A 21,803-nucleotide genomic window follows, 5' to 3' on the forward strand; every position below is an offset into this window, starting at 1 on the left:
GACTTGTGACGGGACCACCCACCCGAACCGCACCACCCACGCAACGCAACTCCGCCCAACGCAACAGGCGTGCCATCAACCCGCGCACGGCGTGGGCAGGTCTTTGATCAGATTGGCGGGGTCCGGGGCGGAGCCCCGAAATCCCTAAACAGGACCCGCCCCACCCAACGCAACCACCCGGCAAAATCGCCCCCGGACTAAGCTCGACGCCCGTGAGCACTGCATACGGCATCGGCCTGGCCACTGTGACCCAAGACGGCACCGTCCTGGACACCTGGTACCCGTCCCCTTCCCTGGACGACTCCATGGACGACGCAGGCACCCCAGGAACGACCCGCGTGTCCTCCGCAGAAATCGCAGAAGCCCTGGGCGAGTCCGCAGCGAAACTGCTCGGCGAAGACCTGGAACGCGGCGTAGAGGTAATCGGCGTCCGCGTAGCCACCAACCTGTCCGAGGCTCCTCGCGACACCTACGACATCTGGCTGCGCCTCCACCTCCTCAGCCACCGCCTCATCAAGCCCCACGGCGCCAACCTGGACGGCATGTTCGGTCTCCTGACCAACGTCGTCTGGACCAACCACGGCCCCTGCGCAGTGGACAACTTCGAACAAACCCGAACCCGCCTCCGCACCAGGGGCCCAGTAACCGTCTACAGCGTCGACAAGTTCCCGCGCATGGTCGACTACGTACTCCCGACCGGAGTCCGAATCGGCGACGCGGACCGCGTCCGCCTGGGCGCCCACCTGGCCCCGGGCACCACCGTCATGCACGAGGGCTTCGTGAACTTCAACGCCGGCACCCTCGGCAACTCCATGGTGGAAGGCCGAATCTCCGGCGGCGTAGTAGTCGGCGACGGCTCCGACGTGGGCGGCGGCGCCTCGATCATGGGCACCCTCTCCGGCGGCGGCAAGCAGGTCATCTCCATCGGCGAACGCTGCCTCCTGGGCGCCAACGCCGGCCTGGGCATCTCCCTGGGCGACGACTGCGTGATCGAAGCCGGCCTCTACATCACCGCAGGCACCAAGGTGACCACGCCAGACGGCGAGATCGTCAAGGCCCAGACCCTGAGCGGCCAGTCCAACCTGCTCTTCATCCGCGACTCGGTCACCGGCACGGTCAAGGTCAAGCCCAGGAAGGGCACCGGCGTAGAACTGAACGCCGCCCTCCACGCGAACGACTGAAAGAAAGAGGAAACTCGACACCAGAGGGCCCAGTCTGCGAAGGCAGCCTGGGCCCGCGCCACCTGAGCCCCACCCCGAGGAGGTGCACGTGCTGAAACAACGGATAGAGCTGAACGCTCGAGCCGCCATCGAACGTGCCCTGGAGGGTGCCCAGTCCGAAGACTCCTTCGTGGAGTTCAAGACCCAGTGGCCGGTCGACCACGGCAAAGCCGCCCGGCAGATCGCCGCCCTCTGCAACGCCGCACGCGGCTCAGAGGCGATGTGGATAGTCGGCGTCGACGAGAAAGGGCGCTACGTCAAAGGCGCCCTGGCCGAGGAACTCTCCAGCTGGTGGCCCAGGGTCGAGAGCCACTTCGACGGCGTGGCCCCAGGCCTCACCACAGTGGCGTTCGACTGGGCCATGGGCAGAACAGTCGTCGTCCTGAGTCTCCAAACCGACAACGCGCCGTACGTCTTCGTCACCAAGAAAGAGCCCTACAGCAGGGAAATCCCCTGGCGCTCCGGCGAACGCACGAGAAGTGCCCGCCGCGGCGAGATCCTGGAACTCCTGATCCCCAAGCTGGACATGCCGGGCTGGGAGTTCGTCAGCGCCAGAGCCACCCTCAGCCAGCACTCCCCCACGCTGAGGTTCGAGGGCGACCTCTACCTGGAGACGAACCAGCCGTTGTCGTTGCCACACCACAGATGTCACTCGTACGCGACGTACGGCCTGGACAGCGAAACGGTGGACCTGGCCTTCAGCTTCCGCACGAACACGCGAGACGTGCGAGCGGTCGAACGCGTGGTGCGGGTGGCGGAACCAGCGGTCCTGCACGTGAGCGCGGACGCCGACGTGGACCTGGACTCGTTCCAGGACCTCTGGGACCTGCACTGGCACCTGGTGCTCGGCCTTGGCCTGAGCGGCGAGGAGATCAGCACCAGCGTCCGCCTGACGACAGACGCCGTGCCCCCGAACCAGTTCACCCGCAGGGTCTGGTCGGCCCTCAAGCCTTGAGACGCTCCGCCGCCGCGGCGATCCGCTCGTCGGTAGCGGTGAGCGCGATCCGGACGTGCTGGGCGCCAGCCGGTCCGTAGAACGTTCCCGGCGCCGCGAGAATCCCGCGATCGGCCAGCCAGGAGATCGTCTCCCAGGCGTCCTCACCGCGCGACGACCACAGGTAGAGCCCGGCCTCGGAGTGCGACACCACGAACCCGGCCGCTTCCAGCGCGGGCTTCAGCACCTCACGCCTGGCCAGATACCGCGACCGCTGCTCGGCAACGTGCGCGTCGTCCTCGAGTGCGGCCCGCATGGCTTCCTGCACCGGCCGGGGCACGATCATCCCGGCGTGCTTGCGCAGCTCCAGCAAACCTGAGATCAGCTCGGGGTCACCAGTGATGAACCCGGCCCGATATCCGGCGAGCGACGACGACTTCGACAGCGAGTGCACGGCGAGCACACCGTCGAAGGAGTCCACAACCGACGGATGCAGCACCGACACCGGCGCGGCGTCGTCCCACGGCAACGCGAGGTAGCACTCGTCGGAAGCCACCACAGCGCCAACGGCCCGGGCAGCAGCGACAGCGTCACGCAACTGCTCGGCCGACAGCACGCGCCCGGTCGGGTTCGACGGCGAGTTCAGCCACACCAGCCGAGTACCGGCCGGCGGCTTCTCCCCGTCCGCGAGACGCACGACCGTGGCCCCCGCCAGCAATGCCCCGACCTCGTAGGTCGGGTACGCCACGGAAGGCACGGCCACGATGTCGCCGGGCCCGACGCCGAGCAGGGTGGGCAGCCACGCCACGAGCTCCTTGGAGCCGATCGTGGGCAGCACCGCGTCCGCCGGCAACCCGACGATCCCGTAGCGCCGCTCGACGGCGGCGACGAAGGCCGCACGCAGTTCGGGCGTGCCGTGGGTGGTCGGGTAGCCGGGGATGTCAGCGACCGACGACAGAGCGGACTGGATCACCGCGGGAACCGGGTCGACGGGTGTGCCGACCGACAGGTCGACCACGCCACCGGGGTGCTTGCGCGCCTTGGCGGCGTGGTCCGACAACGAGTCCCACGGGAAGTCCGGCAGTGCCGGGCCCCTGCGCGAAAGAATCAATGCCCCTCAGCCTGCGGCTCGAGCTCCTTGATCATCGGCGGGTCGGCGCTGACCTTGCCGACCTTCGACGCGCCGCCGGGCGAGCCGAGCTCGTTGAAGAAGTCCACGTTGGCCTTGGTGTAGTCCTTCCACTCATCGGGGACGTCGTCCTCGTAGTAGATGGCTTCCACCGGGCACACGGGTTCGCACGCGCCACAGTCCACACACTCGTCGGGGTGGATGTAGAGCATCCGGTCGCCTTCGTAGATGCAGTCGACGGGGCACTCTTCGATGCACGCCTTGTCGAGCACGTCCACGCACGGCTGGGCGATCACATAAGTCACTGCGCTCTCCAACTTCATCGGTCACACCGCGCAAGCCGGAGAGTACGCGGCAGGTTCGAGTATCACCCGGTCAGGCTTGCCTTAGCTGCACGGTGTGCCACGTCACAACTCCTGCCCGGAAAATCTCTGGCCAACGTAGTCAGGATGGACGTGTGCACACCGTGGATCACCTGGAATCGCTCTGCGCGCGAGCATGGCCCGTCCTGGCAGAAGTTCCGCTTGGAGACTGGTTGATGCGTGCTGCCGACGGCTTCACCGGCCGCGCCAACAGCACGCTGACCTGCGGCGATCCCGGCATGCCGATTCCACGTGCGTTGGGCGTGATCGAAGGGTTCGCGCGTGAGCACGGCATCAAACCCACCGCGCATGTGGTCATCGGCTCACTGCCGGAGCAGGCGATCGAGGCCGCGGGCTGGCGGGTAGATCTCGATCACCCCGGCGGGGCGGAGTCGCTGGTCATGACCGGCCCGCTGGAGAAGTTCGCCGATGGCGTAGCCGCGAGTCGTGATCTTCCCGGATGGTGGGAACTGACGGCCGGATCCGAGGTTTCCCCCGCCCAGCGGCACGTGCTCGGCAGCGGCACCAACGTGTGCTTCGCGAGCACCACCGAGAGCGGGCCGGAAAACGGCCCGGAAAACAGCACCGTCATCGCGGCTGTGCGGGGCGCGGTGGTCGAGGACGTGTTGCACGTCGCCCGGCTCGCCGTGCGGCCGTCACATCGCCGTCAGGGCCTCGCAAGGCGGCTCATGGGCGAGGTGGCGGGCTGGGGCCTGGAACAGGGCGCCACGACCTGCGCGCTGCAGGTCGCCGAGCACAACGAGCCGGCGATCCGGTTGTACGAGGAACTCGGCTGCACCGAGCACCACCGCTACCGCTACTGGGTGCCCGCGGTCTCGTAGAGGCCGGGCCGGTTGGCCGCGTTGCGCGCCATCACGGCACCCACGGCCACCGCACCCGTCAGGGCACCGCCGGCGAGCAACAGCAGACCGCGCCAGTCCTGGAGCAGCAGAACCTGCCCGGTGATGCTGCCCGGCTCGAAGTAGCCGAACACCATCAGCGAGAAGAACCACACGATCAACGGCAGCGCGGCGGTGAAGACCCGTTCGGACAGCGAGGCCGCCCACGACACCAGCAACGGCGTCGTGACGGCGGCCACCGCGATCATGATCGGGAACGGCCAGTCGCCGAGCTTCGGCAGCAGCGTGCCGTCGAAGCGCAGCGGCAGGAACATCGTTTCCAGCACGGCGAGCGCTGCTGCCTCGACGCACAGAAGCAGCAGCAAGAGCACTCGCCCGCTACCGGTCACCCGAGTCCTCCGAACAAGTCTGTGGCCGCGCCTTCCGCCGACCCCTTGGCCAGCACGTAGAACTCACCGCCGACCAGCGGCTGGGCGATGTTGTTCGACAGCGCGTACCCGTCGTCCCACACACTGACCTGCGTCGAGTGTGCCCGCAACGCGCGGCGTTTCGCCGTCAGGTGCTCCGACACGTCGACGACGGTCGTGATCTCCTCGTCCGGCGTCACCGGCAGCTCGCCGGGCTCCGGCAGCCGGAACGCCTCCGGCACGTTCTCCAGCGCCTCGACACCGGCGTTCGTCGCGTCGCGGGAGGTCACGGCGTAGAAGACCCGTTCCACGTCGGAGACCTGAGCACACGCGGCCACGGTGATCTCGTGCGCGCGAATGTGGTCAGGGTGGCCGTAGCCGCCGAACGCGTCGTAGCTCACAACGACCTGAGGCTTGACCTCACGCAGGATCTCGACCAGCTGGGCAGTCTGGTCGTCGAGCGATCCCTGGACGAACGCGCGTGCGTGGGCGTTGGACGGCACGTCGACCATGCCGGAGTCGCGCCAGCGGCCGATGCCGCCGAGGAATCTGTGGTCGGTCACGCCGAGTGCGGCACAAGCGGATCTCAGCTCGCCCACTCGGTACCCGCCCAGCTGGTCGGCGGCGTCGGCGGCGAGATGCGCCAGCGCGGGCGGGATGATCTCGCCCTCTTCCCCCAGCGTGCAGGTGACGACAGTGACGTGCGCGCCCGCCGAGGCGTAGCGCGCGATGGTGCCGCCGGTCCAGAGACTCTCGTCGTCCGGGTGGGCGTGCACGAAGAGCAACCGTGGTGGGGCAGTCAGCGTCACCGAATCAGAGTAAAGGCCGCCCTCATCAGTTGATAAAGGCGGCCTTTGCTAACGGTCTCATTTGGTCGGCAAGGCTTCTAAACCACCGAACGCTCCTCGGCGAAGTGGCACGCGGACAACGTTCCTTCCGGTCCACCACGCCTTTCCAACTTCGGTTCTTCGGTGGCGCAGATGTCCTGGGCCTTCCAGCAACGCGTGCGGAACCGACAGCCTGACGGCGGATTGACGGGCGACGGCACGTCACCCGTCAGCACGATCCGCTGGCGCTTGCGCTCCTGCTTGGGATCCGGCATCGGCACCGCGGACAGCAACGCCTGCGTGTACGGGTGCATCGGCTTGGCGTAGATGGCCTCGCGCTCGCCGATCTCGATGATCTTGCCGAGGTACATCACCGCGACGCGATCGGAGATGTGCCGCACCACCGAGAGGTCGTGCGCGACGAACAGGTAGGCCAGCCCGAGCCGTTCCTGCAGTTCCTCCAACAGGTTCACGACACCGGCCTGCACCGAGACGTCCAAAGCGGACACCGGTTCGTCCAGCACGAGGAACCGCGGGTTCAGCGCGAGCGCACGTGCGATGCCGATGCGCTGCCGCTGACCGCCGGAGAACTCGTGCGCGTAACGGTTGCGATGCTCGGGGTTCAGGCCCACGAGCTCCATCAGCTCGTTGACGCGACGCTGCACGCCTCCTTCGACACCGTGGATCACCAGGGGTTCCGCGATGATGTCGTTGACCTGCCACTTGGGGTTCAGCGACGCGTACGGGTCCTGGAAGACGATCTGGATGTCCTTGCGCAACGGCCGCAACTGCTTGGTGCTCATGGAGGTGAGCTCACGGCCGTCGAACTTCACCGAACCGGAGGTCGGCTTGTGCAGCTGCAGGATCGCGCGCCCGGTCGTGGACTTGCCGCAGCCGGACTCGCCGACCAGACCGAGCGTCTCGCCGGGGTGCAGTGTGAACGACACCCCGGACACGGCCTGCACCGTGCCGATGTTGCGCGGGATGATTCCCTTGCCCCGCACGGGAAACTCCTTGACGAGGTCGGTGACCTCCAGCAGTGGCGCGGTCACTTCGCCTCCTCATCCCTCAGGTCCGTGAGCAGAGATCCGTGCACGGCGGTGACTTCGAGCGACTCGTCGGGGTTGGCCGCGGCGAACACCGCCGGGTTCTCGACCGTGCCGATCTCGTCGTGCAGGAACAGCTTCTGCGGCTGCTCGATGGTCGCCAGGTGCTCCCAGCGGTGGCACCGCGTCGTGTGGTTCGCGGCGCCGGCCTCCTCCAGCAGCGGTTCCCACTCGTGGCACACGTCGGCGACGAGCGGGCAGCGCGGCGAGAACGAGCATCCGGTGGGCAGGTTCACCAATGACGGCGGCGCACCCTTGATCGGGGTGAGCCGCTTGCCGAGCGTCGCCGGGTTCGGGACCGAGCCCAGAAGTCCGACGGTGTAAGGCATCCGCGGCCGTTCGAAGACATCGTCGACGGGCCCGGACTCGACCACCGTGCCGCCGTACATCACCTGCACGCGGTTGACCATGCCCGCGACCACGCCGAGGTCGTGCGTGATCATGACGATCGCCGCGTCGGTCTCGGTCTGGATGCGCAGCATGGTGTCGAGGATCTGCGCCTGCACCGTCACGTCGAGCGCGGTGGTCGGCTCGTCGGCGATGATCACGCTGGGGTCGTTGATGATCGCCATCGCGATCACCACGCGCTGCCGCATGCCGCCGGAGAACTCGTGCGGGTACTGGCCCGCGCGCTTGTCCGGCTGCGGGATGCCGACCAGTTCCAGCGACTCGACCGCCTTGGCCCACGCCGCCTTCTTGGAGACGTTGTGGTGCGCGCGATAGGTCTCGGCGAGCTGCCACCCCACGGTGTAGACGGGGTTCAGCGACGTCATCGGGTCCTGGAAGATCATCGAGATGTGCTTGCTGCGGAACGGCTGCATCTGCTTGTAGGTGCGGCCGTTCAGCTCCTCGCCGCGGTAGCGGATCGAGCCGTCGATGATCGCGTTCTTGGGCAGCAGGCCCATGATCGCCATGGAGGACACGGACTTGCCGGAGCCCGACTCGCCGACGATGCCCAGCACGTCGCCGGGGTTGAGGTCGAACGAGACGTCGCGCACGGCGCGGACGTCGCCGTCGTCGGTCGGGAACGTGACCGAGAGGTCCTTGACCGAGAGCAGCGGTGCGGTGGTGTTGGAGGGCAGGAAGTCCTCCGACAGTTCGGAAACAGTGGTCATCAGGCACGCACCTTCGTCTGCCTCGGGTCGAACGCGTCGCGCAGGCCGTCACCGATGAAGTTGACGGCGAGGGAGAGCGACACGAGCACGATGAACGGACCCCAGAACAGCCACGGCCGGTTCAGGAACTGCCCGTAGTTCTCCAGGACGATCACGCCCAGAGACGTGTCGGGAGGCTGAACTCCCAGACCCAGGAACGACAGCGCGGCCTCGGTCAGCACCGCGCTCGCGATCGCCAGCGTCGCGTTGACGGTGATGCTGCCGATCATGTTCGGCACGAGGTGCTTGAAGATGATCCGCGAGGTGGAGGCGCCACAGGCCCGCGCCGCCTCGATGAACTCCCGCTGTGCCAAGGAAAGCGTCTCACCACGGGTGATCCGGGCGATCTGCATCCAGGCGAACGCGGCGAGCACCAGCGCGACGACGTACCAGCTGCCGGAGAAGCCCTTCACCACGATCGCGGCGACCGCGATCTGCGGGATGATCAGCAGCAGGTCGACCAGACGCATCAGCGCCGTGTCGACGAAACCGCGCAGATATCCCGCCAGGGCACCGAAAGTCACGCCGATCGCGGTCGCCAGCGCGGCCACGATCAACGCGATCTGCAGCGAGTAGCCGGTACCGCGCATGAGCAGCGCCAGCATGTCCTTGCCGACCTGCGTGGTGCCGAGCGGGTGGGTTCCGCTCATCGGCTGGTAGGACTTGCTGGTCACGTCCTCGTAGTCGAAGGTCCAGATGAACGGACCGAGGAACGCGAACAGCACGAGGAAGATGAAGACGCCGAGGCTCACCATCGCGAGCCGGTGGCGCAGGAACCGCCTCAGGACGAGCTGGCCCTGCGTACGGGTCTTGGTGGCGTCGAACTCGTGGGAGCCGGACTCGGGAGCGCTGCTCACCACGCCGCCCTCGGACGCCAAGTTGATGTTAGCCAAGGCGAATCCTAGGGTCGAGGATGCCGTACACGACGTCGGCGATCAGGTTGAACAGCACGATCAGCGTCGCGGTGACGGCGAGCCAGCCCATCAGCATCGGCGGGTCGAACTGGCGGACGGAGTTCACCAGCAGCGTGCCCATGCCGGCCCAGCCGAACACGGTCTCGGTGATGATCGCGCCGGAGAGCACGGCACCGAAGTTCAGCGAGAACAGCGTGGCCACGGGGATCAGCGCGTTGCGGAACGCGTGCTTGAAGATCACGCGGCCCTGCGAGATGCCCTTCGACCGCGCGGTGCGCACGAAGTCCGAGTGCAGGATCTCCAGCATGGACGCGCGTTCGAACCGGCTGTACGCGGCGAAGCTGATCAGCATCAGCGCGACCGTCGGCAACAGGAACGTGCCCGTGTACTTGAAGACGACCTCACCGAAACTGCCGCTGAAGCCACCCGGCCGCGGACCCGCGGTGGTGAGCCAGCGGTCCAGCCCCATCGACTCCAGGACGTTGTTGAACTGGATGCCGTAGTTCTTCACGATGACCGCGACGCAGAAGATCGGCATCGAGAACATCAGGAACGCGGTGCTGGTGGCGAGGTAGTCGAAGATCGAGTACTGGCGCACGGCGGCGAGCACGCCGACCGAGACACCCAGTGTGAGAGCGAGAAGTTCGGCGCCGATGACGAGGCGTCCGGTGGTCCACAGCGCGTCGGTGACGGCTGGGAACACAGCGGTTTTGGCCTGACCGAGGGCGATGCTCTGGCCCCAGTCACCGGACAGGAAGTCGGTGAGCCAGTTCCAGTAGCGGACGATGACGGGCTTGTCCAAGCCGAGAGCGGCTTCGGCGGCCCTGAGGTCGGCTTCGGTGACACCGGGCCGGAATCGCATTTCCGCCAGGGGGTTGCCGGCGGTGGCGACGAGGACGTAACAGGCGAAGCTGCCGATCAGCAGGATGGGTATGGAGATCAGCAGGCGCCGGATGATGTAGCGGATCACGGGCGGGCTCCTAGGGGGCAACCCGGCTCGGGGGGGGCCGGACTCGTGGTCCGGCCCCGCCCGGTCAGGCGTTGCGCAACTTCAGCTGTCGCGAATTACTTGGTCTGCCACTCGTTCGCGTTCCAAAGCGCGCCGTAGTAGCTCTGGAAGTACACGCGGTCGAGTCCCTTGAAGGCCCACATGTTCGGCATCTGGAACAACGGCATCGAGCCGTACGCGCCGGCCAGCGCATCGTCGGCCTCCTGGAAGTACTTCAGGGAGTCCGCGATCGACGTCTGCGAGACAGCCTGCTTCAGCGCCTCGTCGGCCTTCGGCACGCTCAGGTTCTGCCAGTTCTGGCCACCACCGGTCTCGTAGATCGACTTCTTGCCGCTCTTGAACGCCGTGGAGGACCAGGCGAACAGGGCGACGTCGTAGTCACCGGCGGAGACGCGCTCGTCGAGGAAGTTCGGGTCGGTGTCGTCCTTGATCTCGATACCGGCGTCCTTGCACTGACCCTGGATCAGCTCGACGGTCTGCTTGCGCCGCGGGATGTCGGTGTGGCTGATCCGGAAGGAGGCACGCACGCCGTCCTTCGCGAACACGCCGTCGGCACCCTGCGTCCAGCCGGCCCCGGAAAGGATCTTCTTCGACTCGGCGGCGTCGCCCTTGGCCTTGTCGGCGTAGACGTCCTTGTAGCCCTCGTCCTTCGGGAAGAAGATCAGGCTGCCCAGCGGCTTGGCGTCGGCCTGCACCTCGGTGATGAGCTTGTCGATGATGTCCTGGCGCTTGACGCACATGAAGAAGGCCTTGCGGACCTCTTCCTTCGCCAGCACCGGGTTCTTCATCTGGATGTCCAGGTGCTCGAACGACAGGCCGGGGCCCGCGCCGAACGTGATGCCCTGGGCGCTCAGGCCCTTCAGCTTGGTGGCCGCGTTCGCGTCCGGCTGGGCCATGGAGTTGACGGCGACCTCACCGTTCTCCAGCGCCTGCGCCTGCGCGACGGGGTCCGGGATCGCCTTCAGGACGATCTTCGCGGGACCACCGGGCTTGCCGGCCCACTTCGGGTTGCGCTCGAGCGTCACGGACTGGTTCGGCTCGAAGCCCGTCAGCTGGTACGGACCGGCGGCCGGCATGAGGTCCTTGCTGAAGCCGTTCCACTTCTCGTTCCAGAAGTCGGCGGTCTTCTGCAGGTCAGCGGCGGGGCTGTCCTTGGTCAGCTTGGTGATGTCGGCGATGCCGGCGTTCTTTTCGAGGATGTGCGCGGGGAGGACGTCGTTGTTGAACATGTCCTCGTAGTCCGGGTACGGAGCGGAGAACGTGCCGACGAACGTCTGGTCGTCCTTGCACTCGCCGGTCGCCAGGTCGTACCCGGTGGTGCCGGCGGGCTTGAAGTACTTGGTGCCGTCCGGCTTCTTCGCCGAGTTCGACTGGGTGAACCACGCCATGTAGAAGTCGTCGCAGTCCCAGGCCTCGCCGTCGGACCAGGTGACGCCCTTCTTCAGCTTCCAGGTCACGACCTGCGGAGACTTCGAGGTGACCTCGATCGACTCCATGGTGTCCTTGTTCAGGATGACCTTGTTGTTGCCGTTCGTGACGTGCGCGCCAGGCTGCACGAGCACCAACGCGAACGTGTTGTAGGACTGGTTGGCGTCCTCAGTCGCGTTGTTGTACGAGGTGTACGGCTTGTCGGTCGACACGACGACCTGGTCGCTCTGCTTCGTATCCGGCGCGGTGTAGCCGTCCGCGGATTCACCGCGGGCGGTCGCCATCTCCGCGACAGTGGCGTCGCCACCGTCAGCGTCGTTGGTCCCGCCACCGCCACCACAGGCACCCAGCACGAGAGACGCGCTGGCAACCAGCGCGATCGCCGGAAGTGCTTTGGTTCTCCTCATCGACACGTGCCCTCCTAGCACTGGGCGGCCGTGGCCAGGTCGGCCTGCACGCCCATAACCGTGATGTGCCATACGCGCCCCGAACCGGCACATCGTGGGTGGCACGGTAAGAACCCGGTGAGCTGGCGGTCACTACCTAGGAGGGCGATCGTGACCCAATGGAGACACCTTGTAGCGCGCCGCAATGGCCCGATTACCGGGCGAAAGCGTTCGTTAACCGGGCGCTTTGAATTCTGTCAACAAGGGCGGCCGAACGTACCAACGCCAAAACCTCGAAAGCAACTGGTTTTCCGACCCGTCGCTACTTGTCGAGACGCCGCCATTCGGGTGCACCGCTGAGCACGCCGGCGAGCGGCGCACCGGTGCCGACCCCGGACACCGCGGTGGGCAGCACACCAAGAAGGTCCACTACCTGGAACAACGGCAACGCCACGGCCTGAGCCTGGATCTGCGGTTCGACGCGGGCGAGCACGTCGCCGAGGAGGACCTTGCCGTTGAGCGCGGCCTCGATGTCCGTCTGGATCGCCTGATCGCAGAAACCAGCCGGGTTCTGCGGGCTGGGCGTCGCCCCGTCCGGCGCGTCACCCACGCACCCGTACGCACTCGCCAGACCCGCCGCCGAGTCACCGGCGTCGACCCGCGGCACGACGGCGATGTCGATGTCCTTCTCGAGGAGCTGCTTGCTGAAGAGGTCCTCGGCGTTCGGCGTGACGACGTCGGCCTGGATGCCGCGCTCGGCCAGCTGCGCCTTGATCCGGTTCGCGATGGTGACGTACGGCTCGACCTTCTCGGGCGCGGCGATCTTCAGCTTGAGCGCCTTGCCGGCCTTCTCCCACGCCCCCTGCGCGTTCTTGGCGTACCCGATCTCGGTGAGGAGCTGGTCGCTGGCCGCCGCGTTGAGCGTGTTGCCGGTGATGGTCGCCTGGTAGCCGGAGCGGCTCGGCGGCACCACGTACGAGTCGGCCCGGAACTGCGCACTCGGCCCGCTCTGCGTACCGGACGCGATGAGCGCGTCCCGGTCGAGCGCGGCCACGATCGCCTTGCGCGCCTTGACGTCCTTGAGCTGATCGCTCGCCGGCCGCAGCAGCACCTGCGCGACCTCGTTGCGCGGCACGGTTTTCGTCGTCAGCTTCGTGTTTTCCTTGAGCAGGTTGACATCCGCGGCGTCCGCCCGCAGCAGCGCAGCCTGATTGTCCCCTTTGGACAGTGACTCGGCCATCGCGGTGTGCGTGGCGCGCCGGATCACCACCCTGTCCAGCGTTGTCGGCACCTCCCAGTACCGATCGCTGCGCTCGAGCACGACCTCGCCGCGCGGTTCGTCCAGGCTGCGCACCTGGAACGGTCCCGCGGTGGCGGGGAAGTTGGTGCTGAGGACGTTCGACCAGGTGCCGGGCGCGTCCTTGAGCAGGTGCGCGGGCAGCAGGTTCGCGAAGAGCGACCGCCAGCCGGGGAACGGCTTGCCGAACGCGACCTCGACGACCTTGCCGCCCTCGCGCGCGCTGATGTTGTTGATGAGCCGGTAACCCGCCGGGTCGACGACACCGGGCTCGACGCGCATCCGCTGCCAGAGGTAGTAGAAGTCCTCGGCGGCGATCGGGGCGCTGTCCGACCAGCTCGCGTCCTTGCGGATCGAGTACGTGACGGTGAAGGGCTCGGCCTTGGTGACCTTCGCGCTCACCATGAGGTTCCGGTCGAGCTGCGGCGCGCCGTCGGGCCCCGTGCGGAAGGCGCTCGGCAGCAGCAGCGAGCTCAGCGCGGTGGTGATGGGGCTCTGGGCCGCCAGCGAGTGCGGGTTGTAGCCGCCCGCCACGTCGTCCACGCCCACCACGATCTCGGTGACCTTCGGACCCGTCGTGGTGATGACGGGGGCCTCGGACTTGGGGACCAGCGGCGGAGGTGGCGCGTTCGTGCACGCCGCTGCGGTGCCGCACAGAACGGCAGCAGCCAGCACTCCCCCGAGTCGCCTCATGGTCCTCACATTGCCAGAAGGATGGTGGTGGCGTTCGGGCAACCCAAGTTTTGTCACCCGCGCCACTAGAGGGACGTACCGGGGCGGTGGTGGGTTGCTCGCACAGTGGGTAGTACGGCTCACCTGGTCGGGTGGTTCGCCCTGGGGTCGGCCGGTTTCCGGTGGTTGAAACTCCCCGGGAAACGACCCCGGGAAACGACTGAGGGCGGCCAGGCCGTCGGCCCAGCCGCCCTCAGTCAGGCGTTACGTCAGCGTGCGGATCAGCCGCGCGCCTTCAGGCGTGAACGCTCGCGGCCGCGCAGGTTCGCGTCCAGCGTCACCTTGCGGACGCGCACGACGTCCGGCGCCACCTCGACGCACTCGTCGGAGGCGCAGAACTCCAGCGCCTCTTCCAGCGAGAGCCTGCGGGGACGGGCCAGGGTCTCCATCACATCGGCCGTGGAGGACCGCATGTTGGTGAGCTTCTTCTCGCGGGTGACGTTCACGTCGAGGTCCTCGGCGCGCGGGTTCTCGCCCACGACCATGCCCTCGTACGCGTCGGCGCCCGGCTCCACGAAGAAGGTGCCGCGGTCGGCCAGCTGGATCATCGCGTAGGCGGTGATCGAGCCGGTGCGGTCGGCGACCAGCGAGCCGTTGTGACGGGTGCGGATCTCGCCCGCCCACGGCGCGTAGCCCTCGGAGACGGCGTTCGCGATGCCGGTGCCGCGGGTCTCGGTCAGGAACTCGGTCCGGAAGCCGATGAGGCCGCGCGACGGCACCACGTAGTCGAGCTTGATGCGGCCGGTGCCGTGGCCCGACATGTTCTCCATGCGGCCCTTGCGGTTGGCCAGCAGCTGCGTGACAGCGCCGAGGTGCTCCTCAGGGCAGTCGACGGACAGGCGCTCGAACGGCTCGTGGACCTTGCCGTCGACCGTGTGCGTGACGACCTGGGGCTTGCCCACGGTCAGCTCGAAGCCCTCGCGGCGCATCTGCTCGACCAGGATGGCCAGCGCCAGCTCGCCGCGGCCCTGCACCTCCCAGGTGTCCGGACGCTCGGTCGGGAGCACCTTCACGGACACGTTGCCGACGAGCTCGGCGTCGAGCCGCGCCTTGAGCACGCGGGCGGTGAGCTTCGTGCCACCGTTGCGGCCGGCCAGCGGAGAGGTGTTCACACCGACGGTCATCGAGATGGCCGGCTGGTCGACCGTGATCCGGGGCAGCGCCTCGGGGGTCTCGGCGTCGGCCAGCGTGTCACCGATGGTGATGTCCGAGATGCCGGCGATGGCGACCAGGTCACCCGCGCGGGCGAACTCGGCGGGAACGCGGTCCAGCGCCTCGGTGATGAGGAGCTCGGTGATGCGAACCTTGACCGGCTCGCCGTCCTCGCGGCACCACGCCACGGTCTCGCCCTTGCGCATCGTGCCCTGGTGGATGCGGCACAGCGCGATGCGGCCGAGGAACGTCGAGGCGTCGAGGTTCGTGACCAGGGCCTGCAGCGGCCCGTCCACGTCCACGGTGGGAGCGGGGATGTGCTCCATCAGCACCTGGAACAGCGTGTCCAGGTTCTCCTCGTCCGGCAGGCCGCCGTCCTCGGGCTGGGTGAGCGACGCCCGACCGGCACGCGCGGAGGCGTAGACGACCGGCAGGTCCAGCACGGACTCGTCGGCGCCGACCTCGGTGGCCAGGTCGAGCAGCAGGTCGTGGGCTTCCTCGACGACCTCGGAGATCCGGGCGTCGGGGCGGTCGACCTTGTTGACCAGCAGGATCACCGGCAGGCCCGCGGACAGCGTCTTGCGCAGGACGAATCGGGTCTGCGGCAGCGGACCTTCGGAGGCGTCGACGAGCAGGACGACACCGTCCACCATCGCCAGCGCGCGCTCGACCTCACCACCGAAGTCGGCGTGGCCGGGGGTGTCGACGACGTTGATGATCACGTCACCATCAGGCGTGTGCCGCCTGACAGCCGTGTTCTTCGCGAGAATGGTGATGCCCTTCTCACGCTCGAGCTCGCCGGAGTCCATGACCCGGTCGACCAGCTCGGCACGCGCGGAGAAGGCGCCAGACTGGCGCAGCATAGCGTCGACCAGCGTCGTCTTGCCGTGGTCGACGTGCGCGACGATCGCGACATTGCGCAGGTCAGTGCGCGTCTGAAGGGCAGGCGCGGTGGCCGTGGGCACGCAGAACTCCTAGAGCTTCGAAGGCGTTGGAGGGGCTCGCGCCGGACACGTCAATGCGCACAGCCGTACACCAGAGTACCGGCCGAGTCGGCATTACCACACAAGAGTGCCAGTGAAGTGAGCCTCACCTACTCTAGCTACATCGGCCGGAGTGGAGTGCAACCAGTGGGTAAAAAACTCAAGAAGAAGTGCTGCCGGTCGAAGCCGCAGTGCAAGCGCTGCCCGGTCCCCTTCCTGCTCAAAGAACGTGACAAGGCCAGGAAGAAGGCGGCGAAGAAGGCCGCGAAGGCAGCCAAGAAGGCGCTCAAGAAGGCCGCTTGAGAGCCGCCGGAGTCCGGGCATATGTCGACAAAGCGCTGGACCTCCTCCAGCGGCACTCGATGGAGAGTTCAGCGGCCGATTGGCCCGAATTACGTGCCGAAGCTCACCTCGCGACGGCCTCAGCGCACCGCCCTGAGGACACTTACGACGCCATCCGCCAGGTGATCGCCGCGCTCGGCAACCCGCACACCTGCCTGATCACGCCGCGCCGGGCTGGGCGGGCACCGGACCCGACCGTCCCAACTGGTCGGTTGGTCGAGGTAACCGGACGGTTGGTCGAGGCAACTGAACGGTTGGCTGGGCCGACCGACCGGTTGGTCGAAGCAACCGAACGGTTGGCTGGGCCGACCGACCCGTCGATCGAAGCAACCGGACAGTTGGCTGAGCCGACAGACCGGTTGGTCGACGCAACTGGACAGTTGGTTGAGGCGACAGACCAGTCAGTCCGCGCAACCGAACGGTTCGTTGAGGCGACAGACCGGTTGGTCGGGCCAACCGCCCGGTTGGCTCTGCTGGTTCTGCCCGAGACCGACTCGCGCAACGGCGACGCGTACGTCACCGCCGGCCTGGCCGTCCTGCGTGACCTGATCGCGCACCAACCAACCGGTTGGGTGGTCGACCTGCGCGGCAACCGCGGCGGCGACATGCACCCGATGCTCACGGTGGTCGCCCCGTTGCTCGGCGAGGGCGAGAGGGGCCGGTTCGTCAGCCCGCCCGGCCGCGGCAACGGGGGCAGCAACAGCGGCAGCAAGCGCGGGGGCCACGGCTGGGGCATCCGCCGCGGCCACGTCTACAACGGCAAGAACACCGCGTTCCGGCGAGTCAAAATCCCCGCACCGCAGAACCAGCCGGTCGCCGTGCTCATCGACGGCCACACCGCGAGCTCGGGCGAGGCGGTGCTGATCTCGTTCCTGGGCGCGCAGAACGTCCGCACCTTCGGCGAACCGACGGCCGGCTACGCGACCGCGAACCAGGCCTTCAAGCTGCCCGACGGCGCACGGCTGGCGATCACCACCGCACACATGACCGACCGCACGGGGCGCGTCTACGGCAACGAACCGATCGCCCCGGACACGCCCGTCACGAACTCGGCCACGCCGAACCCGGACGACACCCGCGATCGCACGCTCCAAGCCGCGATCGAGTGGCTCGCCCGAAGCCAGTCCTAGCCCTGCAGCACGTAGCCCTGCAGCAGGTGGCACTGCAGCACGTAGCCCTGCAGCACGTGGCTAGCCCTGCAGCACGGCCTCGTTCAGCTTCATGAGCTCCGGCGCCGTCCTGGTCGCCTCGAACTCGCAGATGTCGTACTTCACCAGCTTCTGCTCGGCCCACGGGTCCGTGGCGAGCAGCGCTTCGAGCTTGCCGCGGGGCATGGGGCGCGTGATGATCACGCCGCCGACCCTCGGCACTTGACGCCCTGAGGCGAGGAACAGGCCCCGCTCGTACTGCTTCTCGACCCATGCTCGGTGGTCGGGGAGGGCGTAGTCGATCTGTTCCAGTGGCGCGGCGTACTTCAGCAGCACGATGAACATCCTTCAACGGTAGCCCTATACTGGCCAACGTGCGCATGATGAACGCTTACTGGTGGGCCGCTTTCAGGCGGCCGGAGTAGCTGTGCGCTGACGCGAACACAGGCCGCCCGAGACGGGCGGCTTTTTTGTGCGTTTCGTCCGGGCGGTCCTTCACGAAAGGACCAACCACCATGATCCGCTTGTCCGCCATCACCCCGTCCGGCCAGGTCCACCTCGGCAACTACCTCGGGGCGCTGCGCACGTGGGCTCGTGAGGGCACCGAGGACGACGTGTACTTCATCAGCGATCTGCACGCCATGACGTCGTCACACAACCCGCAACGTCTGCGATCTCTGACCAGAGAGCAGTTCGCCGTGCTCATCGCGTCCGGCATCGCCCCGGAGAGCACGTGCGTGCAGAGCGATCTGATCCGTGAGCTGGGAGCCCTCAACTGGGTCCTGGAGTGCACCTGCACGTACGGCGAGGCCGCGCGCATGATCCAGTTCAAGGAGAAGTCGCTCGGCCGCGAGTCCGTGCGCCTCAGCCTGCTCACCTATCCGGTGCTGATGGCGGCGGACATCCTGTTGCAGGGCACCGCGGAGGTTCCGGTCGGCGAGGACCAGCTCCAGCACGTCGAGCTGGCCCGTGCGCTCGCCCGTCGCTTCAACCACGCGTACGGCGATGCGTTCATCGTCCCGACCGCGGTGGTGCCGAAGGTCGGCGCGCGCATCAAGGACCTCTCGGACCCGGCACGCAAGATGGACAAGTCCGCGCAGAACTCCATCGGCGTCATCTTCCTGCTCGACGACCCGGATCTGGTGCGGCGCAAGGTCCGGCGCGCCGTCTCGTCCACGGAGGGCATCGCGAACCTGACCGAGATCCTCACCTCCTGCACCGGCAAGGACCCCGAGGACTACACGAGCAAGTTCGCGGACCTCAAGAACGTCGTGGCCGAGGCGGTCATCGAGGAACTCCGCCCCGTGCGCGACCGCACGCTGGAGCTCCTCGCCGACCCGGCGGAACTGGACCGCATCCGTTCAGCGGGCGCGGACCGGGCCCGCGAACGCGCCCAGCACCGGCTGAACGCGGCGCTGCGCCTGTCCGGACTCAGTTGAGGAGCGCTTGAAGAGCTGGCACCAGCACCCGATCGGCCGGCAGCCAGTCCACGCCGGGCAGCTCGTCGGCGGTGAGCCACCGGACAGCGTTGTGCTCCAACGCTTCCGGCTCACCGCCGCCGGGTTCCGCCAGCGACGCCGCGTAGATCCGCAGCACCATGTCCTTCTTCAACGGCACGTCCGGCCCGACCTGCTCACCGACGACCACCGGCACACCGAGCTCTTCGACGCACTCGCGCACCAACGCGTCCTCCGGCTTCTCGCCGTCCTCCACCCGCCCACCGGGCAGTTCCCATTGCCCCGCATGACTTTCCGGGTAGGACCGCTGCTGGGCCAGCAACCGTCCATCCCGGACGATCGCCGCACCGACGACAACACGAGCCTCACGCAGCTCCGCACACCGCGATGCCAGCAACGCCGAGCGCTTCTGCAGCACCCGCAACGCCATCCCGCGCCCGACCGTGACGTCCGCGAACCGCCCGACGACACCACCCACCGTCGTCCAGCTGACCCGGTCGATCACCATCGTCCCGGCCCCGGTGACCACGAGATCCGTGTGCAGCTCCAGGAAGTCCCCGGCAGCCGACACACCGGACAAATCAGCACGGGTGACCGTCAACCGCACACCCAACGGCCCGGTGAGCACATCTCCCAGGCACAGCAAGGGACCCGGCACCTTCACCCCGAACCCCGCGATCAGCGAGGTCTCGACCAAGGCACCGGCAACAACGGCAACGGGCGCGTCGACCAGCGCCGACGCTCGCAACTCTGGCACCAGAGCTTGCTACCAGGACGGCCAGCGGATCTCCAAACGCGCACCACCGGCAGGTGACTCCGCGGCCAGCACCGACCCCCCGCGCCGCCGCACGAGATGCGCCACCAACGCCAGCCCGAGCCCGAACCCACCCGACCGCCGCCCGCGATCCTCTTCCACCCGATAGAACCGGTCGAACACCTTCGCCCGATGCTCAACGGGAATCCCGTGCCCGTCGTCGTCCACCAACAACCGCACGTCCCGCCCCACCGGCACCAACGTCAGCGTGACCGTCGAATACGCATACCGAACGGCGTTGCGCAGCAGGTTGTCCAGCACCAACTCGACCTCGGACCGAGTAGCCGACACCAAACACGCCGACGGCGGAGCCGTCAGCCGCACCAACAACTCGGTGTCCAGCCGAGAAATCGCCGCCTCAGCCTCCAACACCAGGTCAACCGCCTCAGCCCGGCCAGGCACCCCGGTGTCCGCCCGAGCCAGGATCAACAACGAGTCCACCAGCGCACTGAGCCGAATCGACTCCTCGACCACCGACTCCAGAACCTCAATCGAAAAGTCCGGATCCGGATGCGCCACCGCCACCTCAGCCTGCGCCCGCACCGAAGCAACCGGCGACCTCAGCTCATGCGCCGCGTCCCCGGTGAACCTCCGCAACCGATCCGAGGCCTCGTCCCGCCGAGCCAGCAACGCGTTCAACGCCTCAGCCAACGCCTGCAACTCGTCCCGCGACGGCGGCACCGGCAACCGCTCCCCGTGCGGCAACTCCCCAGCGGCAACCCGCATCCGCTCAACGGGCCGCAACGACGACCGCACCGACAACCAGGTGGCGATCCCCACCAACCCGGCCACCAACACCGCCGCGAACGCCAACCACCGCGTCCCCAACGTGTTCGCGTTCTCGTACCCGAGCAACGTGTCCCCGTACACCTCGAGCCGAGGCGACCCGTCCCCCGCGAACACCACCTGCCCCCGCCACCGATACGCGGAAGCCCCGTCCAACCTCAACACCGGCTCGCCGGACTTCAACGTACGAATGTCCTGAGCAGTCAACGGAAGCGCCGGTCCCCCGTCCACCGGCACCCCGGACACGTCCAAAACCCGAGGCGGCTGCCGAGCCAACTCCTGGTCCACCGCAGTGATCTGAATCAACCCGATCAACGCCGGCGCCAACCCCGTGAACGCCAGCAAGCACAACAAAGCCACCCCAGTGGCCACCACAGTGATCCGAAAGCGCAACGTGCGCTGAAACCACCAGCGGCGAGGACTCACTTGTTCCCCAACGCACTGTCGAGGTCCGGAGTGGACGCGATGTATCCATGCCCCCGAATGGTCCGCACCACCTCCCCACCCCCAACAGCCTCCAACTTGCGCCTGAGGTACCCCACATAAACCTCAACCGCATTCCGAGTAGCGGCCTGCTCGTCCCCCCAAACAGACCGCAACAACTCGTCCTTGGTCACCACCGACCCAGCCCGAGAAGCCAAAACGTCCAACACCGCGTACTCACGCGGACTCAACGAAACGTCCTGCCCAGCCCAACTGACCTCACGCAACCCACGATCAATAACCAGGTTCCCCAACGTCAACTTCCGCCGAGCCCCACCACCCCGCCGCAACAGGGCCCGAACCTGAGCCACCAACACCACAAAGCTGAACGGCTTGACCAAGTACCCATCGGCCCCAAGATCCAGCCCGTCCGCCTGGTCAACCTCCCCATCCTTCGCCGACACCATCAACACAGGCGTCCGCACCCCATCTGCCCGCATCCGCTGCAACACCCGATACCCGGACAACCCAGGCAACATGATGTCCAACAACACGACATCAAATGCGCCGGTCAACGCCACCCGCAACGCCGTAGGCCCATCAGCCGCCGTAACGACCTCCATGCCCTCCGCCGCCAGACCACGCTCCAACGCCCGACGCACGCCGACTTCGTCGTCCACGACCAGCACCCGAGGCTTCACACGCACAGCATGCCGCTCCTGAGAGCCAGCCGCCCGCAACATCTCAGCCGACTCTCAGCAAGCCTCCTCAAGCCCGATGGCGAAGCCGAGGTGTCCTTGTCTTGAAACAGCGCACCACCCACGCAACGCGCCTCCGCCCAACGCAACAGGCGTGCCATCAACCCACGCGTGGCGGAGGACCCCCAGATTAGATTGGCGGGGGTCTGGGGGCGGAGCCCCCAGGAAAGGTGAC

Annotated in this window: 21 protein-coding genes; 6 read left to right on the forward strand and 15 right to left on the reverse strand. The window is 67.3% G+C overall.

Going from position 1 to position 21,803, the window contains the following annotated elements; translation table 11 throughout:
- The first annotated feature begins 212 nt into the window (after positions 1 to 212).
- Both dapD and ACWGE0_RS44175 read left to right on the forward strand, forming a co-directional pair.
- Positions 213 to 1,181, forward strand: coding sequence for a 2,3,4,5-tetrahydropyridine-2,6-dicarboxylate N-succinyltransferase (gene dapD / locus ACWGE0_RS44170; RefSeq protein ID WP_452266832.1), 969 nt, complete (start codon positions 213 to 215; stop codon positions 1,179 to 1,181).
- Positions 1,182 to 1,269: 88 nt separating this feature from the next.
- Positions 1,270 to 2,175 (forward strand): hypothetical protein, encoded by a 906-nt coding sequence (locus tag ACWGE0_RS44175; RefSeq protein WP_452266833.1) that lies wholly within the window; start codon positions 1,270 to 1,272, stop codon positions 2,173 to 2,175.
- On the opposite strand, the gene dapC is transcribed toward ACWGE0_RS44175, so the two are convergent.
- Positions 2,165 to 3,265, reverse strand: coding sequence for a succinyldiaminopimelate transaminase (gene dapC, locus ACWGE0_RS44180; RefSeq protein WP_452266834.1), 1,101 nt, complete (start codon positions 3,263 to 3,265; stop codon positions 2,165 to 2,167). The genes ACWGE0_RS44175 and dapC overlap by 11 nt on opposite strands.
- A complete protein-coding gene (gene fdxA, locus ACWGE0_RS44185; protein ID WP_167974142.1) occupies positions 3,262 to 3,588 on the reverse strand; it encodes a ferredoxin in 327 nt (108 codons plus the stop codon). Before fdxA ends, dapC begins: the two co-directional genes overlap by 4 nt.
- A 161-nt stretch (positions 3,589 to 3,749) precedes the next feature.
- Between fdxA and ACWGE0_RS44190 the strand changes: the two genes are divergently transcribed.
- Positions 3,750 to 4,487: a GNAT family N-acetyltransferase gene (locus ACWGE0_RS44190; protein WP_452266850.1), complete on the forward strand. Its 738-nt coding sequence runs from the start codon at positions 3,750 to 3,752 to the stop codon at positions 4,485 to 4,487.
- On the opposite strand, the gene ACWGE0_RS44195 is transcribed toward ACWGE0_RS44190, so the two are convergent.
- The 9 genes from ACWGE0_RS44195 to typA form a co-directional block, all read right to left on the reverse strand.
- Complete coding sequence (locus ACWGE0_RS44195; RefSeq protein ID WP_452266835.1) at positions 4,463 to 4,876, reverse strand: hypothetical protein; 414 nt, start codon at positions 4,874 to 4,876, stop codon at positions 4,463 to 4,465. The genes ACWGE0_RS44190 and ACWGE0_RS44195 overlap by 25 nt on opposite strands.
- 14 nt (positions 4,877 to 4,890) lie before the next feature.
- Positions 4,891 to 5,721, reverse strand: coding sequence for an N-acetyl-1-D-myo-inositol-2-amino-2-deoxy-alpha-D-glucopyranoside deacetylase (gene mshB / locus ACWGE0_RS44200; protein WP_452266836.1), 831 nt, complete (start codon positions 5,719 to 5,721; stop codon positions 4,891 to 4,893).
- Between the two features lie 77 nt (positions 5,722 to 5,798).
- Positions 5,799 to 6,791, reverse strand: a complete 993-nt coding sequence (locus ACWGE0_RS44205; RefSeq protein WP_452266837.1) for an ABC transporter ATP-binding protein — start codon at positions 6,789 to 6,791, stop codon at positions 5,799 to 5,801.
- Positions 6,788 to 7,960, reverse strand: a complete 1,173-nt coding sequence (locus tag ACWGE0_RS44210; RefSeq protein WP_452266838.1) for an ABC transporter ATP-binding protein — start codon at positions 7,958 to 7,960, stop codon at positions 6,788 to 6,790. Before ACWGE0_RS44210 ends, ACWGE0_RS44205 begins: the two co-directional genes overlap by 4 nt.
- Positions 7,960 to 8,892, reverse strand: a complete 933-nt coding sequence (locus ACWGE0_RS44215; RefSeq protein WP_452266839.1) for an ABC transporter permease — start codon at positions 8,890 to 8,892, stop codon at positions 7,960 to 7,962. The genes ACWGE0_RS44210 and ACWGE0_RS44215 overlap by 1 nt, the downstream gene beginning before the upstream one ends.
- The gene (locus tag ACWGE0_RS44220; RefSeq protein WP_452266840.1) at positions 8,885 to 9,883 is read right to left on the reverse strand and encodes an ABC transporter permease; all 999 of its coding nucleotides are present in this window, start codon (positions 9,881 to 9,883) and stop codon (positions 8,885 to 8,887) included. The genes ACWGE0_RS44215 and ACWGE0_RS44220 overlap by 8 nt, the downstream gene beginning before the upstream one ends.
- A gap of 95 nt (positions 9,884 to 9,978) precedes the next feature.
- Positions 9,979 to 11,757, reverse strand: a complete 1,779-nt coding sequence (locus ACWGE0_RS44225; protein WP_452266841.1) for an ABC transporter family substrate-binding protein — start codon at positions 11,755 to 11,757, stop codon at positions 9,979 to 9,981.
- A 301-nt stretch (positions 11,758 to 12,058) separates the two neighbouring features.
- A complete protein-coding gene (locus tag ACWGE0_RS44230) occupies positions 12,059 to 13,726 on the reverse strand; it encodes an ABC transporter family substrate-binding protein (RefSeq protein ID WP_452266842.1) in 1,668 nt (555 codons plus the stop codon).
- Positions 13,727 to 13,986: 260 nt separating this feature from the next.
- Positions 13,987 to 15,882, reverse strand: coding sequence for a translational GTPase TypA (gene typA, locus ACWGE0_RS44235; protein WP_452266843.1), 1,896 nt, complete (start codon positions 15,880 to 15,882; stop codon positions 13,987 to 13,989).
- Positions 15,883 to 16,047: 165 nt separating this feature from the next.
- On the opposite strand from typA, the gene ACWGE0_RS44240 reads away from it, so the two are divergent.
- Positions 16,048 to 16,203 (forward strand): hypothetical protein, encoded by a 156-nt coding sequence (locus tag ACWGE0_RS44240; RefSeq protein ID WP_162185756.1) that lies wholly within the window; start codon positions 16,048 to 16,050, stop codon positions 16,201 to 16,203.
- 503 nt (positions 16,204 to 16,706) lie between these two features.
- Complete coding sequence (locus ACWGE0_RS44245) at positions 16,707 to 17,372, forward strand: S41 family peptidase (RefSeq protein WP_452266844.1); 666 nt, start codon at positions 16,707 to 16,709, stop codon at positions 17,370 to 17,372.
- A gap of 60 nt (positions 17,373 to 17,432) precedes the next feature.
- Here the strand turns inward: ACWGE0_RS44245 and ACWGE0_RS44250 are convergent, their stop codons facing one another.
- The gene (locus tag ACWGE0_RS44250; protein ID WP_452266845.1) at positions 17,433 to 17,735 is read right to left on the reverse strand and encodes a YciI family protein; all 303 of its coding nucleotides are present in this window, start codon (positions 17,733 to 17,735) and stop codon (positions 17,433 to 17,435) included.
- 170 nt (positions 17,736 to 17,905) lie between these two features.
- On the opposite strand from ACWGE0_RS44250, the gene trpS reads away from it, so the two are divergent.
- A complete protein-coding gene (gene trpS, locus ACWGE0_RS44255) occupies positions 17,906 to 18,829 on the forward strand; it encodes a tryptophan--tRNA ligase (protein ID WP_452266846.1) in 924 nt (307 codons plus the stop codon).
- Here trpS and ACWGE0_RS44260 read toward each other — a convergent pair.
- From ACWGE0_RS44260 to ACWGE0_RS44270, 3 genes are read right to left on the reverse strand one after another with little or no spacing between them, the layout of a single operon-like run.
- Positions 18,822 to 19,604, reverse strand: a complete 783-nt coding sequence (locus ACWGE0_RS44260; RefSeq protein ID WP_452266847.1) for a (deoxy)nucleoside triphosphate pyrophosphohydrolase — start codon at positions 19,602 to 19,604, stop codon at positions 18,822 to 18,824. The genes trpS and ACWGE0_RS44260 overlap by 8 nt on opposite strands.
- 9 nt (positions 19,605 to 19,613) lie before the next feature.
- Entirely contained in the window at positions 19,614 to 20,873 is a 1,260-nt protein-coding gene (locus ACWGE0_RS44265; protein WP_452266848.1) for a sensor histidine kinase, read from the reverse strand.
- Entirely contained in the window at positions 20,870 to 21,613 is a 744-nt protein-coding gene (locus tag ACWGE0_RS44270) for a response regulator transcription factor (protein WP_452266849.1), read from the reverse strand. The genes ACWGE0_RS44265 and ACWGE0_RS44270 overlap by 4 nt, the downstream gene beginning before the upstream one ends.
- Positions 21,614 to 21,803: the final 190 nt, after the last annotated feature.

The sequence above is a fragment of the Lentzea sp. NPDC054927 genome (assembly GCF_053610285.1).